The organism is Chryseobacterium sp. 7, from assembly GCF_003663845.1.
In the GTDB taxonomy this organism is placed as follows: Bacteria; Bacteroidota; Bacteroidia; order Flavobacteriales; family Weeksellaceae; genus Chryseobacterium.
On the sequence record NZ_RCCA01000001.1, the window covers coordinates 2,169,769 to 2,182,345 of the forward strand.

Sequence of the window (12,577 nt, forward strand, 5' to 3'; positions counted from 1 at the left end):
ATTTTTTAATTTTTGTGGTATAAAATCTAATAACGGTTTCATATTAGATGAATGATTAATAAAATCATAGGTTTGATAGTGGAACAGTAAAAGAGATAAAAAAAGCTGTTTCGAATAGAAACAGCCTGTATCATTTATTTTTCATTCAGTACATCATTTACAAAGTCAATCCATTGATAATCCGGGATGGTTTTATCAATGAAATAGTCCGGCTGAATACCTTTTTCATCAATAGCCATATCGGGAATCCTGAAGCTTTTGGAAAGAGCATATCCCATTTTAAACTCGTTACAAGGTGAATTTATGAAATACATATTGGAGATATCCAGAACTCCGGCAGTGGTTGTCCCGAAAAGCTTTACTTTTTTACTCTGTTTAGCGGCGAGTAAAAATTCTTCTGCAGTACTTCCGTTTCCTTTATTGATGATAATCCCTACATTCTTTGGATAGGGTGAGATTTTATCCATTTTATTGATTCCCACTAAATTTCCATCGTCCTGCAGACTTACGAATTTTCCTAAGTTTTTATTGAGTTTATCATTGGCTTTTTTTAAATATTCTCTATCCTCCGGAGATATTCCATATTTTTGATAGTTTTCATACAGGTCTACCATTCTCTGATTATTCAGTTTTGTAGAATAAAATTGCGTTCTTACACTTCTGATAGGATTGGTATACAGGTATGGAATAATTTTAGCAAAACTGCCATCACTGCCACCTCCGTTATTTCTAATATCAATAATAAGGTTTTCCGTACTTTCAATTTTAGATTGATTGGCTGTAATGACACTGTCTATATCTTTTTTCAAAGCCCCATTGAATGAAGGGATTCTCAAAAGTAGTGTAGTTTTGTTAAGTTCTTTCAGAAAAGGTTTTTGAGCCGTGATTGCCTGATAATGCGTTTCAATTTCTTCCTCTTTTTCAAATTTAGGGGAAACTCTTTTCAAGGTAAAATCATTGATTTCAAGATAGTTTTTTCCAACAAGCCTTATATTGTAAATTTCCTGACCAGATTTATTTCTTAAATAGTAGGTTCCTTTGGTTTTATCGGCGTTGAAAATCAATTTCAACTCATTAGGTTTCCAGTTTTCCGCTCCGGACTCGATAATGAATCCTTTATAGGCTTCTCCAATCTTTTTAATTCCTATGGTATAAGGTTCAACTGCCCAGATACCTTCAATGTCTATGTCTTTTTTAGATGCAGCTTCTTTTTTGAACTTTTCAATATCTATTTTTACCAGTTCTGTTTTGGCATTTTCATTAACTATTAGTGGAGCTTCAGCCGTTTTATTTTCAATTTTTGAGATTGAAAAATGTCCGGATCTGAAAAATTTGAACCAATCATAAATGGTCTGATAACATTCTGTATCGGATTTTGAATTTTTAATTTTTTTCAGAAAGTCATCATTATGTGCCTGATAAGCTGAAACGCCTTTTTTATCAATGATATACTGATATCCTGCATCATTTTCCTCGAAAGTTTTTTTCACCCACTCATAATTACTTTCACAAGTACAGTTTTGAGCCAAGCTGAAAGAAGAAGAGGTGATAAAAATTAAAAGGAGTGTCTTAATTTTAAGCATACGTTGGTTTTTAGTTTTTAAAGGTTACAAATCTAACGATAAATCTGTTTTTTTATGATTTGGAATGATATTTATCTGGAGAAATATTTCATTTGAATGATTTTTTTGAACTTTTCAGCAATACAAAAATGAACGTTGCGCCAATATCATCCTTCTGAAAATCTATGAACTTTGTACCATCATTTAAAAAAGAATAACAATGAGTAAAACAATTTTAATTACAGGTGCAGCAAGCGGATTTGGGAAGATTGCGGCTTTTGATCTTGCTAAAAAAGGACATAAAGTAATCGCTACAGCTCAGGTCTATCCTCAGATGAGTGATTTAATCCATGAAGCAAAAGAACAGGGAGTTGATCTGACTGTGGACAAGCTAGATGTAACGAACCAAAGAGATGTAGATTATATCTTAAAGAAATATGGTGATATTGATATTCTCATCAGCAATGCCGGGATTATGGAAGGCGGTCCTATTGCCGAGCAGCCCGTAGATATTATCCGTTCTATGTTTGAAGTGAATGTATTTGGTGCTCTGAATCTTGCACAGGGCTATATCAAAAAGTTTGTGGAAAAGAAGGAAGGTAAGATTGTGTTCACCTCTTCAATGGGAGGTTTATGGACGGTTCCTTATGTTGCAGCTTATTGCTCTTCAAAACATGCCTTAGAGTCTATTGCAGAAGGTTTGAGAACTGAACTTGCACCATTTAATATCAAGATTGCAACTTGTAATCCGGGGGTATTTGGAACAGGTTTCAATGACAGGGGAGTAGATTCTATTTTCCACTGGTATGATCCGAAAACCAATTTCACTCCGGAATCGGCTTTTGACGGAGCTGCTGAATCTTTAGCACACCAGCTTGATCCACAATCTATGGCAGACGTTATTGTGAATGTAGCTCTTGATGATAACAGCAACTTTAGGAATGTACACCCGAAGGAAACCGAAGAGTTTGTAAAACAGCTTCAGGCAGATGCATGGACCGCAAAAAGCTAACATCATGGAATTGAGTTATAAAACTGCCGAAAAGGTTTTACAGGCGGCAAAGGAAAAGGCATTATTTCTGAATATTCCTGTGAGTATTGCGGTAGTAGATGCCGGAGGGCATCCTGTTGCATTGGCAAGACTTGATAGTGTTTATGGCGTAATTGATTTTGCCATTAAAAAAGCAAGAACCGCGGCTATGTTTGGAATAAACAGTGATGTAATGGGAGATATTATTTCAGAAACCGGTATTAATGGATATGGAATGCTGAATTCTAATGACGGAATTTTAACCATTGCAGGTGGCATTGTCCTTCAAAATGCAGAAGGAAAAATTATAGGTGCAGTAGGTTCTTCAGGGGGAACTCCTGAGCAGGATAAAGAAATTGCAGAGGCAGGAGCTCATGCTATTGCTTAAATTTCAGATATTTGTATCATGGAAAATACTTCTGAAATCATATTTGACAAACTGGTTTATTCATGTGCTTTCGAATCTTACAGAGGGCATGAGGAGTTTATTCCTGATCACTTTCTGGGGTTTCAGATATCCGGAGAGACTCATGCTTTTCATGAACATGGTAAAACAGTAATCAAAGAAAATACAGTAGTTCTGGTTAGAAAAAATCAACTGATCAGAACTATTAAATATCCATCTGCTCATGAAAAGTATCAGTTTGTTTCCATCACATTGGATGATGAAACACTGAGACAGTATGCCGCTGAAAATAAAATAGCTGTAAATACCCCTTTCCCAGATAATCAACGGTTATTTTTTAAACCTGATGATTTTTTTAAGAGCTATTTTACATCTCTTATTCCTTACATTAATAAAGCGCAGGGAATATCTGCCAAGTTAGCTGATTTAAAGGTAAAAGAGGCTATAGAATTACTGTTATTGAGTAATCCTGATCTTAGCAATCTTCTTTTTGATTTTTCTGAACCTCATAAAATTGATCTTAAAGAGTTTATGAATAAAAACTTTATGTTCAATGTCTCAGTAGATGCTTTTGCAAAGCTTACAGGGCGCAGTCTTTCGGGGTTTAAAAGAGATTTCAGCAAAACTTTTGAAATGACTCCCAAACACTGGCTGAAAGAAAAAAGATTAAAGGAAGCGTATTATTTGATTAAGAACAGAGATAAAAAGCCTTCAGATATTTATCTTGATCTGGGTTTTGAGAATTTATCTCACTTTTATTCTTCTTTCAAAAAGAAATTTGGAGTGACAACTACGGAGGTATAACTTTTAACCATAAAAAAACACAATTATATTATATGTAACTGTTGGAAAAACGCAAAGACGCAAGAAAGGTTTTATAATGTGACTGTTCTAAGACGCGAAGATTTTATCTCCGATAAAATTTAATCCTGGATATTTCAAAGCATTATTTTATTGCCCGTTGATTAATCACAAAATCTGCGAGAATCTATCAATCATTTGTAATTTCCTGCTTCTTTGCGTTTCTCTACAAGTTATTAAGGAATCATATTTTCAGATCTCAGTCTTTCAAAGACATTGATAAAAGAGTCTTCTGTACTTGTATAAGCTGTAAAGCCTAGTTTTCTGCTTTTGGACATGTCACACATTACTTCCAGAGGTCTTCCAAGATCCAGATCGGTATGCCATGCGGATGACAATCTATCCAGATTGGTTTCTTTGAGATTATATTTTTCTGCAATGGCTGTCCAGATTTCGTGGTCGTTTTCCAGCTCTTTTTCAAGAGGTCGTAAGCTACCGTTGAAACCTTCGGCTTCTATACCAAACCAATCTGCCAGTCTTTTCCATAACCATTTCCATCGGAAAACATCTCCATTGACAATATTAAAAGCCTGATTTTGGGCTGATTTTGTAGATGATGCCCAAACCAACTGTTTAGCTAATATTCTGGCATCCGTCACATCAGAAATACCGTTCCATTGTGCTTCAGAGCCTGGCCAGATGAACTTTCTTCCGGTTTCTTTGCAGATGCTGGCGTACACGGCCAAAGTTGCTCCAATATTCATAAGATTTCCCACGGCATATCCAACCACGGTGTGAGGCCTGTGAATGCTCCATGTAAAACCATCTCTTTCTGAAGCTTTGTATACTTCGTCTTCCTGTGCATAATAAAAGTTGGGGAGCGGAAGCCGTGGATGTTCTTCGCGGACGGGAGTTTCCGGTAAAACGCCTTCTTTAGCATAAGCCTCAAATGGCCCCAGATAATGTTTAAGCCCTGTAACCAAAGCCACATGCTGAACTGATTTTTTAGGAGATAAAACATTTAATAGGTTTCTTACCAGTGTACTGTTGACACGGATATTTTCTTCTTCAGTATCGTTGCGCATCCATGTGGTAAAGTAAATATGAGTAGGAGAGATCCCTTCTAATGCTTCTGCAAGGTTCTGCTCATTCATCAGATCTGCTTTAATAGGACGAAGACCTTGGGTATTGGTATCTGGATTTCTGGATAATCCATAGGTTGTCCAGCCCTGTGCAATTAATTCTTCTGCAAGGTTACTTCCTGTAATTCCGGTAGCGCCCACTACCAATGCAATATTTTCCATAAGTATTGTAAAATTTCTTGTACAAAATTATGGCTGTCGTCAGGCTTTTACCCTTGATTTGGGTCATGCATTTGCGTTGATCTGGATCAAGTGTTATTCAGAGAATTCTTTTTACGGATTCTGCTTATGGTTTCAGGGGCCATACCAAGGTAAGAGGCGATAAGGTTGTGTGGAACTCTTTTGATCATTTCCGGATTCTTTTGTGCCAGTTGAAGGTATTTTTCCTCGGCAGTGTAGCTATTTGACACAATGAGTCTGTAATCTTTCGTAACGAGACTGTTTTGATATAAAATTCTGAAATAACGATCCATCACCGGGATTTCCAGCATCATTTTTTCATAGTTTTCCAAAGTGATCATCAGTACTTCAGCTTCTTCAATGGCATCAATATTCAGTACAGATTTTTCCTGATTGATGAAACTATTAAAATCTGAAATCCACCAGCCTTCAAAGGCAAACATATTGATGTGCTCATTTCCTTTTTCATCCAGAAAATAAGACTTGAGCAAACCCTTGCTTACAAACGACAATGACTTGCAGATATCTCCTTCCTGAAGCAGATACTGTTTTCTACGAAGTTTTTTAAGGATAAAATAAGACTGAACCTGATTTTTCTGCTCGTCTGTGATATCAACCTTATTTTCAATATGCGAAAGCAACACTTCAAACATCAGATAAATATTTCATCAAAAATACTATTTTCAACCACAATTAATGTTCTACTTTTCAAAATCATAGAGATTGATTCCTATTTCTTCATTCTTCACTTTTACCACTCTTGTATTCAATGGATAAAAGATAAATTCCGCAGCTCCCTGAATTTTTGCGTCCAGCAGATGTCCTGCCAAAGCCGTGTAATCTTCTCTTCCCAGCGTAATGTGAAGATGAAGAGTGGATTTTCCTTCTATTTCAGATACATTTCCGGAAATATTGGTGACCTCCATTTGTTCTTTGAAAGTCTTATCCACATATTTTTTTGTTGATGGGTTAAAGAAACGTAGCGTAGCTTCACTCACAGCTCCTATTCCGGTTACTTCTCCTGCCTGAATATTCTGGTTTTGAATAAAATCTGTTAAACCTTCCACAATACTGGAATGATTATCAAGACTAACTATATAAATCTGGTCTACTTTTTTTGCAGACCAATTTTTTCCTTTGTAATTCATCAGTTCTATATTTATTCTATAGTTTTCAGATAATTGATGATTCCGATAACGTCATCATGACCAAAACCATTATCATGCGCATTTTGATATGTTTTAATCAAAGCTTCAGACAGAGGATAATCTGCGCCTGCATTTTTAGCAAGAAGAATATCTTTCAGCATCAGATCAAGGGCAAATGCCGGAGCGTACTGATCTGCAATCAACAGAGGTGTTTTTACTTTGGTAGCACCGCTTCCACTGGCACTTTCATTGATGATTTTCAGCATGTCTGATCTTTCAATTCCTAACTTTTCTGATAGTAAAACAGTTTCCGCCAGTCCCTGATAAATGGCAGACAGAAAATAATTGATCGATAGTTTTCCTGCGATTCCTTTTCCGTTTTCACCTAAATGTTTTACAGATTTTCCCATTTTCAAAAGGTAGGGCATAGCACGCTGGATATCTTTTTCTTCACCTCCTGCCATAATGATCAGTGTTCCTTCCTTTGCTGGCTGGGTACTGCCTGCTACAGGAGCATCAATAAACGAAGCTTCTTTTATTTTCAAGGCAGATGCAGTTTCTGTAGAAGCTTCCGGGGAGATGGTACTCATATCTATAAAGAGTTTCCCTTGAATGTCTAAGGGAAGAATTTCTTCGTATACTGCTTTTACAGCATTGTCGTTGGTCAGCATTGTGAATATAATATCGCTGTTTTGTACAAGGTATTTAATTTGAGTAGAGATGGTAGATTTTTCTTCGAAATCTTTAGCTTTTTCCGGTGATCTGTTATATACTGAAAGTGGAAATCCTGCTTTTTCAATATTCTTTGCCATAGGGTGACCCATATTTCCTAATCCGATGAATCCGATTTTTTCCATTGTCATCTTTTATTTTGTTATTAATTAAAATTTTATGTTTTCAACCTTCTGAATGAAAATGAGTTATATGAAGATAGGTTAATAAGTAGGTAAAATACATCTGTTTTGCAGCAAAATATCGACCAAATAGCCCCATTACAAAGTTAAGTTTTAATTATATTTTTAAGTATAAGTTTTTAAAACCGGAGAAACTTTCAGAAATTTGCAGCAAATAAGAATCAATGAAGATTGTAGATATAGAGAACTGGAACAGGAAAGAACATTTTGAATTTTTTTCTAATATGGCAAGCCCTTATTTTGGATTTACAACAGAGGTAGACTGTACAAAAGCCTACGATACGGCAAAAGAAAAGGAATATTCATTTTTTGCTTATTATTTTCACAAATCTATGGTGGCAGTCAATACGGTGGATGAATTAAAGCTCAGAATTATTGATGGGCAGGTAATACAGTTTGATATAGTTCATGCGGGCAGTACAATCGGAAGACCGGATGGTACTTTTGGTTTTTCATTTACTCCTTTTTCTGAAGATTTTGAAACATTCAACACTGCTTTACAGGAAGAGATAAAAGGAGTTCATGCCACTACAGGATTAAGGTTAAGCAATGAAAGGCTGGGGAAGGATCACATCAGGCATACTACTATTCCGTGGAATTCGTTCAGTGCAATATTGCATCCTACAGATTTTAATACCACAGAATCGGTTCCCAAAATTGCTTTTGGAAGGTTCAACATCAGAGAAGGCAGAAAATATCTTCCGGTTTCTATTGAAGCACATCATGGGCTGGCAGACGGAATTCACCTTTCCAAATACCTGGAAGAGTTCCAAAAGCAGCTTGATCAATAGTAATAAACACAATATAACTTACCCAAAAGCAGGATTTACAATAAATCCTGCTTTTTATTATGGATACTCCTTTTTTATTTCTGTGATGAACAGGCTGAAAAACATTGATCAAGATCATAAAAAGTAAACACACAAAGCCTCTATATTTACCATAACCAAAATGGGAGGGGAGATAATGGGAAACAGGCTGATAAAAGCTGTTGTGATATTTTGCTTACAATGTAACGTGGTATCTATGTGGTACGCATATTTAACAAAATTTTAATCATTTTTTCTTTCTTTGTCAGGATAAAAATAAACCGAAATTTATAGGTGATGTTTTTTAACTTAATTATTTATAGAATATTATTAAATATTGTAAACCATTGAGTTGAATTAATAAAAACCATTGAATTTTGAATATCTAAAAATCATTTTGTTGCCGATATTAAATTAGCAGAATACAGATTGATATTAGGAAAAGACTTTGTATGGATGCACAAAAAAGACGCTGGCATCTGAAAAATAAGTAGAGATGAAAAATTATTATGAAAAATAGAAAAACTGAAACTGATTTAGAAAATTTAGATCAAAAAATTCGTGTACAGGACGAAATAATGGCATTAGCCAAAAGCAATTCTCCTCGTCTCCTGAATAAATTCCGATTGGTTTATCCTGATTTTTTTAAGAAGTTATCTGATATACAGCCTATCCTTAAAAATTCTGAATTGATCTTTTGCATTTACCTTAAGCTCAACATGACCACCAAGGAAATTGCAACCTATATCTTTGTAACTCCAAAAGCAATACAGAACAGGAAAAACAGGATCAGAAAAAAGCTGAATATTCCTTCTGAATTTGATATTTATAAATGGTTTAATGAATTTTAAACCATTTTTTTTCTGTATTTAAACGTTTATTATGGCTTTGTCCAGATCATGATACAAAAGAATTTTCCAATTGTTTTCTCTTGCTTCTTTTTCCCACTTAAGCCTTAGTTCCATTGCTTTTCTGCCATCAAAATCACTTTTATAGGCTAAGTGATATTTTAAATAGGAAGCCTGTGGCAGGTCATCAGCACCGTAGAAAACCGTTTCCCCATTTTCCTTGATCCAGAAAACCTGCATAAAAGGGGTATGGCCACCTACTACTTCATAGGAAATTTCATCTGTGATCTGTCCATGATCTTCATTCATCCATATAATATTTGGAAGTTTGATCAATTTTTCCAGGATATCAAAATCAAAAGAAGGATTGCCTTTCTTTTCCATCGCAAAATCCAGTTCACGTTTTTGGATATAGATCTGGGCATTCGGAAAAGCAGCCTCGAAACCATTTTCCGTAAGCTTCACAGCTCCTTCAATATGATCTTTATGAAGATGGGACAACAATAATTTTGTGATCTGTTCAGGACGAATATTATTGTTTTCCAGAATTTCTGAGACTACAGTTATTCCGGACTCATTTTTCCAGCCAATACCGGCATCTAAAAGGATATAATCATTTTCAGTAATAATAAGAAACGGCTGAACAGACATTTTGATTCCTCCGATTGTATCAAAATTTTCTTCGGTTAAAAGAGTAAAGTCTTTGGTTTTACTTGCCGAAAAATTGCCTTCTTTGAGTGGAATGATTTTCATGCTGCAAATTTCCTCAATATTTCTAATATTCAAAAAGTTTTTCGTCGATATATATTATCAATAAAAACAATCATAGAGGCAGAATGCTGAAATTATTCTACTTACTGCAAAATCCTGCGCTATTCATGAAAATGTAAAGGAAGGAAGCTGATCAATTCTTTTTTTAATGATTATCTTTGATCTCTTAAAAATCTGGCGGCAGCTGCCGTTGGATTACTTTCAATTCAAATAAAACTTTATACGTAATGCAGGAGAGTTCTTCCCATGGTATTTCCCGGACTGTGATCTGGCTTATGTCCATTATTTCCGGGCTTGTAGTGGCCAACAATTATTATAATCAGCCTTTATTAGCCCTTATTTCTGAAGAGCTTCAGGTTTCTGAAAGTGCTGCGAGTAAAATTTCTGTACTTACGCAGATCGGGTATGCATTGGGATTGCTGTTAATAGTTCCGTTGGGAGATAAATTTTTTCGCAAGAAATTAATTTTAATTGATCTGTTTCTGGTGTTCGGATCACTTTTGTGGATGACTTTTGCGACTCAGTTGTGGATGCTGTATGCTGCCAGCTTACTGATTGGAGCTACATCGGTTATTCCGCAGTTGTTTGTCCCCATTGCCGCAGAACTATCGTCAGATAAAGAAAAATCCTCCAATATCGGATTGGTAATGTCCGGGTTATTGCTAGGAATTCTTCTTTCCCGTTTTATAGGAGGAATTGTAGGAGAGGTTTGGGGTTGGAGAGCCATGTTTGGTATTGCTGCAGGATTGATGATTCTGGTTTGGCTGGCTGTCTATAAAATGCTTCCTGAAATGTCTCCTAACTTTAAAGGTACCTACAAAGAACTGATGCGTTCTGTTGCCCAGCTTGCGAAAACACAGCCTGTCCTTCAGCTGGCATCATTCCGTGGAGCAATGGCATTTGGATCTATGTGTGCTTTATTTACCACACTGGTTTTTCATATGGAGAAACCTCCTTTTAATGCTGGATCTTCTGTAGTGGGCAGTTTTGGATTGGCAGGTGCTGTAGGCGCTTTAGCCGCAGCCAAAGTGGGAAAATTGCAAAAATATCTGGATATTAACCGAATCATACTGTATTCTTTATTAATCGTTATTGGAAGCTGGGGCTTTACCTATTTTGCAGGAGAAACGTATTGGGGGCTGATTGTAGGGGTAATTCTTGTTGATTTAGGAGTACAGTCGAGCCATATTATGAACCAGACCAATTATTTTTTAATTAAATCAAATGCTGTGAACAGGCTTAATACCGTTTATATGGTATCTTATTTCATTGGAGGATCACTGGGAACCTGGCTGGCTTCTATTGCCTGGCAAAAGGCTCAATGGACTGGTGTCTGTTTTGTAGGTACAGTATTTGGCGTATTGGCATTGATAGCGCATATATTATTTTGTAAAAGAGTCAATAAAGCATAAAACAGAATTTGTTTTACATTTCTGATTTTTTAGAGTTTCAGGGATTTTATCTGCGATAAAATCCTCGAAACTTTTTTATTATAAATCTACAGCATCTTCCTGTGCCTGCATTAATTCTCTGTGTCTTCCTCCCCATTCATCAAGCTGCTTCCAGATGGGGATCAATTCTCTGGCAATAGCTGTCAATTCATAATCTACCCTTGGCGGAACTTCAGCATGGACGGTTCTTTTTACAAGGCTTTCTTTTTCCAGCTCTCTCAGCTGAAGGGTTAGCATTCTTTCCGTTATTCCTGAAATAGAGTTTCTGATTTCACTGAAACGGAGTTTTCCGTCTTTTAACTTGTTTAAAATAATCAGCTTCCAACGTCCACCGATTCTGCATACTGCATAGCTCAGATCGCATCCCTGGATATACTTTTTGTTGATATTATTCGTTGAATTTTCTTTTATCGTTCCCATTACTTACAAATTTGTTAGTACCATACATTTAGCTGTATACAATGCAAATGTAAGGTTTGAGATTTAATTTTGTTCATCGAAATAGAAAATATACTGCCTAAAGAACAATAGCGCTAAAGTTCTCAGCAGAAGTAACAATAATTTAAATAAAAAATACAATGCAATTAACGCCTAAAATAACACAGATTTTAAATCATTTAGAAACCATACAACCTTTTAATCCTCAGGATTCTTTAGATGGTGCACGTAAATTCCTTGAAACCATGTCTTTCCAGCTTAGCGGGAAAAAAGAACCCGTGGCCATGATTGAAGAACTGAATATTCAACAAGAAAATCATCAGATTCCCATTCGGATTTATCGTCCTAAGGGAAGTGACACACAAAAGGCGCCAGCTATTATTTATATTCATGGAGGCTGGTTTATCGCTGGAGGATATGAGACTCATGATGCTGTAGTCCGTAAGCTAGCTAATAGAACAGGATCCGTAGTGATTTTTATAGATTACCGTCTTGCTCCGGAACATCCTTTTCCAGCTGGTTTAAATGATTGTATTGATGGGGTAAAATGGGTATTCGACAATGCAGAATCTCTAGGAATTGATCCTGATAAGGTTGGAATCATTGGTGACAGTGCAGGTGGTGCCTTGTCAACGGCAGTTTCTACTCAGCTAGGAAAACAGTTGAAATTTCAGGTATTGATTTATCCTGCAGTAGACAATCAATTGAACTCTAAAACCTGGAAAATCTATGAAAACGGTCCAGTTCTTAACAAACAAGGTGGTATAGAAGCCTGGGCTGGCTATCTTCCGAAAGAAGAAAAAGATAATCCCCTTGCGATTCCTATTTTGATTAAAGACTTTAAAGAAACACCGCCTACCTTAATCATTCTGGCAGAGCATGATCCTTTGCTGGATGATGGAAAACAGCTTTCTGAAAATATGGAAAATGGAGGGGTTGAGCTTAAAACAAGCCTTTACAAAGATATGGTTCATGGATTTATGCACATGGGAGAACTGTTGGAAGAAGTACAGTCAGCAGTGAATGAAATGGCTTCTTTTGCCCATCAAAATTTAAAATCTGACGAATAAAAAGGAT

At 36.0% G+C, this 12,577-nt stretch carries 14 protein-coding genes; 7 read left to right on the forward strand and 7 right to left on the reverse strand.

The window, feature by feature from the left end; genetic code table 11:
* Positions 1 to 134: 134 nt before the first annotated feature.
* Positions 135 to 1,583 (reverse strand): S41 family peptidase, encoded by a 1,449-nt coding sequence (locus tag CLU97_RS09980; protein ID WP_121487793.1) that lies wholly within the window; start codon positions 1,581 to 1,583, stop codon positions 135 to 137.
* A 199-nt stretch (positions 1,584 to 1,782) separates the two neighbouring features.
* Between CLU97_RS09980 and CLU97_RS09985 the strand changes: the two genes are divergently transcribed.
* Genes CLU97_RS09985 through CLU97_RS09995 form a run of 3 tightly spaced genes read left to right on the forward strand, consistent with a single transcriptional unit; the run spans position 1,783 to position 3,802 of the window.
* On the forward strand, positions 1,783 to 2,574 hold the full coding sequence (locus CLU97_RS09985; RefSeq protein WP_121487794.1) for an SDR family oxidoreductase: 792 nt from the start codon (positions 1,783 to 1,785) through the stop codon (positions 2,572 to 2,574).
* Positions 2,575 to 2,578: 4 nt separating this feature from the next.
* Entirely contained in the window at positions 2,579 to 2,980 is a 402-nt protein-coding gene (locus tag CLU97_RS09990; protein ID WP_121489699.1) for a GlcG/HbpS family heme-binding protein, read from the forward strand.
* Positions 2,981 to 2,998: 18 nt separating this feature from the next.
* Entirely contained in the window at positions 2,999 to 3,802 is an 804-nt protein-coding gene (locus tag CLU97_RS09995; RefSeq protein WP_121487795.1) for a helix-turn-helix domain-containing protein, read from the forward strand.
* Between the two features lie 233 nt (positions 3,803 to 4,035).
* Here CLU97_RS09995 and CLU97_RS10000 read toward each other — a convergent pair whose 3' ends face one another.
* From CLU97_RS10000 to CLU97_RS10015, 4 genes are all read right to left on the reverse strand, one after another.
* Positions 4,036 to 5,103, reverse strand: a complete 1,068-nt coding sequence (locus CLU97_RS10000; protein ID WP_121487796.1) for an SDR family oxidoreductase — start codon at positions 5,101 to 5,103, stop codon at positions 4,036 to 4,038.
* An 86-nt stretch (positions 5,104 to 5,189) separates the two neighbouring features.
* Entirely contained in the window at positions 5,190 to 5,774 is a 585-nt protein-coding gene (locus CLU97_RS10005; RefSeq protein ID WP_121487797.1) for a Crp/Fnr family transcriptional regulator, read from the reverse strand.
* A 48-nt stretch (positions 5,775 to 5,822) separates the two neighbouring features.
* Positions 5,823 to 6,269, reverse strand: coding sequence for a PPC domain-containing DNA-binding protein (locus tag CLU97_RS10010; RefSeq protein WP_121487798.1), 447 nt, complete (start codon positions 6,267 to 6,269; stop codon positions 5,823 to 5,825).
* Between the two features lie 11 nt (positions 6,270 to 6,280).
* Positions 6,281 to 7,126 (reverse strand): NAD(P)-dependent oxidoreductase, encoded by an 846-nt coding sequence (locus CLU97_RS10015; RefSeq protein WP_228437626.1) that lies wholly within the window; start codon positions 7,124 to 7,126, stop codon positions 6,281 to 6,283.
* A 221-nt stretch (positions 7,127 to 7,347) separates the two neighbouring features.
* On the opposite strand from CLU97_RS10015, the gene CLU97_RS10020 reads away from it, so the two are divergent.
* A complete protein-coding gene (locus tag CLU97_RS10020) occupies positions 7,348 to 7,974 on the forward strand; it encodes a chloramphenicol acetyltransferase (RefSeq protein ID WP_121487800.1) in 627 nt (208 codons plus the stop codon).
* A gap of 527 nt (positions 7,975 to 8,501) precedes the next feature.
* Complete coding sequence (locus CLU97_RS10025) at positions 8,502 to 8,843, forward strand: helix-turn-helix transcriptional regulator (RefSeq protein ID WP_121487801.1); 342 nt, start codon at positions 8,502 to 8,504, stop codon at positions 8,841 to 8,843.
* An 18-nt stretch (positions 8,844 to 8,861) separates the two neighbouring features.
* On the opposite strand, the gene CLU97_RS10030 is transcribed toward CLU97_RS10025, so the two are convergent.
* On the reverse strand, positions 8,862 to 9,593 hold the full coding sequence (locus tag CLU97_RS10030; RefSeq protein WP_121487802.1) for an MBL fold metallo-hydrolase: 732 nt from the start codon (positions 9,591 to 9,593) through the stop codon (positions 8,862 to 8,864).
* A 245-nt stretch (positions 9,594 to 9,838) separates the two neighbouring features.
* On the opposite strand from CLU97_RS10030, the gene CLU97_RS10035 reads away from it, so the two are divergent.
* A complete protein-coding gene (locus CLU97_RS10035; protein WP_121487803.1) occupies positions 9,839 to 11,023 on the forward strand; it encodes an MFS transporter in 1,185 nt (394 codons plus the stop codon).
* 78 nt (positions 11,024 to 11,101) lie between these two features.
* Here the strand turns inward: CLU97_RS10035 and CLU97_RS10040 are convergent, their stop codons facing one another.
* On the reverse strand, positions 11,102 to 11,482 hold the full coding sequence (locus CLU97_RS10040; RefSeq protein ID WP_121487804.1) for a winged helix-turn-helix transcriptional regulator: 381 nt from the start codon (positions 11,480 to 11,482) through the stop codon (positions 11,102 to 11,104).
* Between the two features lie 158 nt (positions 11,483 to 11,640).
* On the opposite strand from CLU97_RS10040, the gene CLU97_RS10045 reads away from it, so the two are divergent.
* Positions 11,641 to 12,570: an alpha/beta hydrolase gene (locus tag CLU97_RS10045; RefSeq protein WP_121487805.1), complete on the forward strand. Its 930-nt coding sequence runs from the start codon at positions 11,641 to 11,643 to the stop codon at positions 12,568 to 12,570.
* Positions 12,571 to 12,577: the final 7 nt, after the last annotated feature.

Excerpts from the sequence above, each read along its gene's own strand:
- CLU97_RS10040 (WP_121487804.1), bottom strand. The coding sequence starts at position 11,482 with ATGGGAACGATAAAAGAAAATTCAACGAATAATATCAACAAAAAGTAT.
- CLU97_RS10045 (WP_121487805.1), top strand. The coding sequence starts at position 11,641 with ATGCAATTAACGCCTAAAATAACACAGATTTTAAATCATTTAGAAACC.
- CLU97_RS10005 (WP_121487797.1), bottom strand. The coding sequence starts at position 5,774 with ATGTTTGAAGTGTTGCTTTCGCATATTGAAAATAAGGTTGATATCACA.
- CLU97_RS10015 (WP_228437626.1), bottom strand. The coding sequence starts at position 7,126 with ATGGAAAAAATCGGATTCATCGGATTAGGAAATATGGGTCACCCTATG.
- CLU97_RS09980 (WP_121487793.1), bottom strand. The coding sequence starts at position 1,583 with ATGCTTAAAATTAAGACACTCCTTTTAATTTTTATCACCTCTTCTTCT.
- CLU97_RS10010 (WP_121487798.1), bottom strand. The coding sequence starts at position 6,269 with ATGAATTACAAAGGAAAAAATTGGTCTGCAAAAAAAGTAGACCAGATT.
- CLU97_RS09985 (WP_121487794.1), top strand. The coding sequence starts at position 1,783 with ATGAGTAAAACAATTTTAATTACAGGTGCAGCAAGCGGATTTGGGAAG.
- CLU97_RS10030 (WP_121487802.1), bottom strand. The coding sequence starts at position 9,593 with ATGAAAATCATTCCACTCAAAGAAGGCAATTTTTCGGCAAGTAAAACC.
- CLU97_RS09990 (WP_121489699.1), top strand. The coding sequence starts at position 2,579 with ATGGAATTGAGTTATAAAACTGCCGAAAAGGTTTTACAGGCGGCAAAG.
- CLU97_RS09995 (WP_121487795.1), top strand. The coding sequence starts at position 2,999 with ATGGAAAATACTTCTGAAATCATATTTGACAAACTGGTTTATTCATGT.
- CLU97_RS10000 (WP_121487796.1), bottom strand. The coding sequence starts at position 5,103 with ATGGAAAATATTGCATTGGTAGTGGGCGCTACCGGAATTACAGGAAGT.
- CLU97_RS10020 (WP_121487800.1), top strand. The coding sequence starts at position 7,348 with ATGAAGATTGTAGATATAGAGAACTGGAACAGGAAAGAACATTTTGAA.
- CLU97_RS10025 (WP_121487801.1), top strand. The coding sequence starts at position 8,502 with ATGAAAAATAGAAAAACTGAAACTGATTTAGAAAATTTAGATCAAAAA.
- CLU97_RS10035 (WP_121487803.1), top strand. The coding sequence starts at position 9,839 with ATGCAGGAGAGTTCTTCCCATGGTATTTCCCGGACTGTGATCTGGCTT.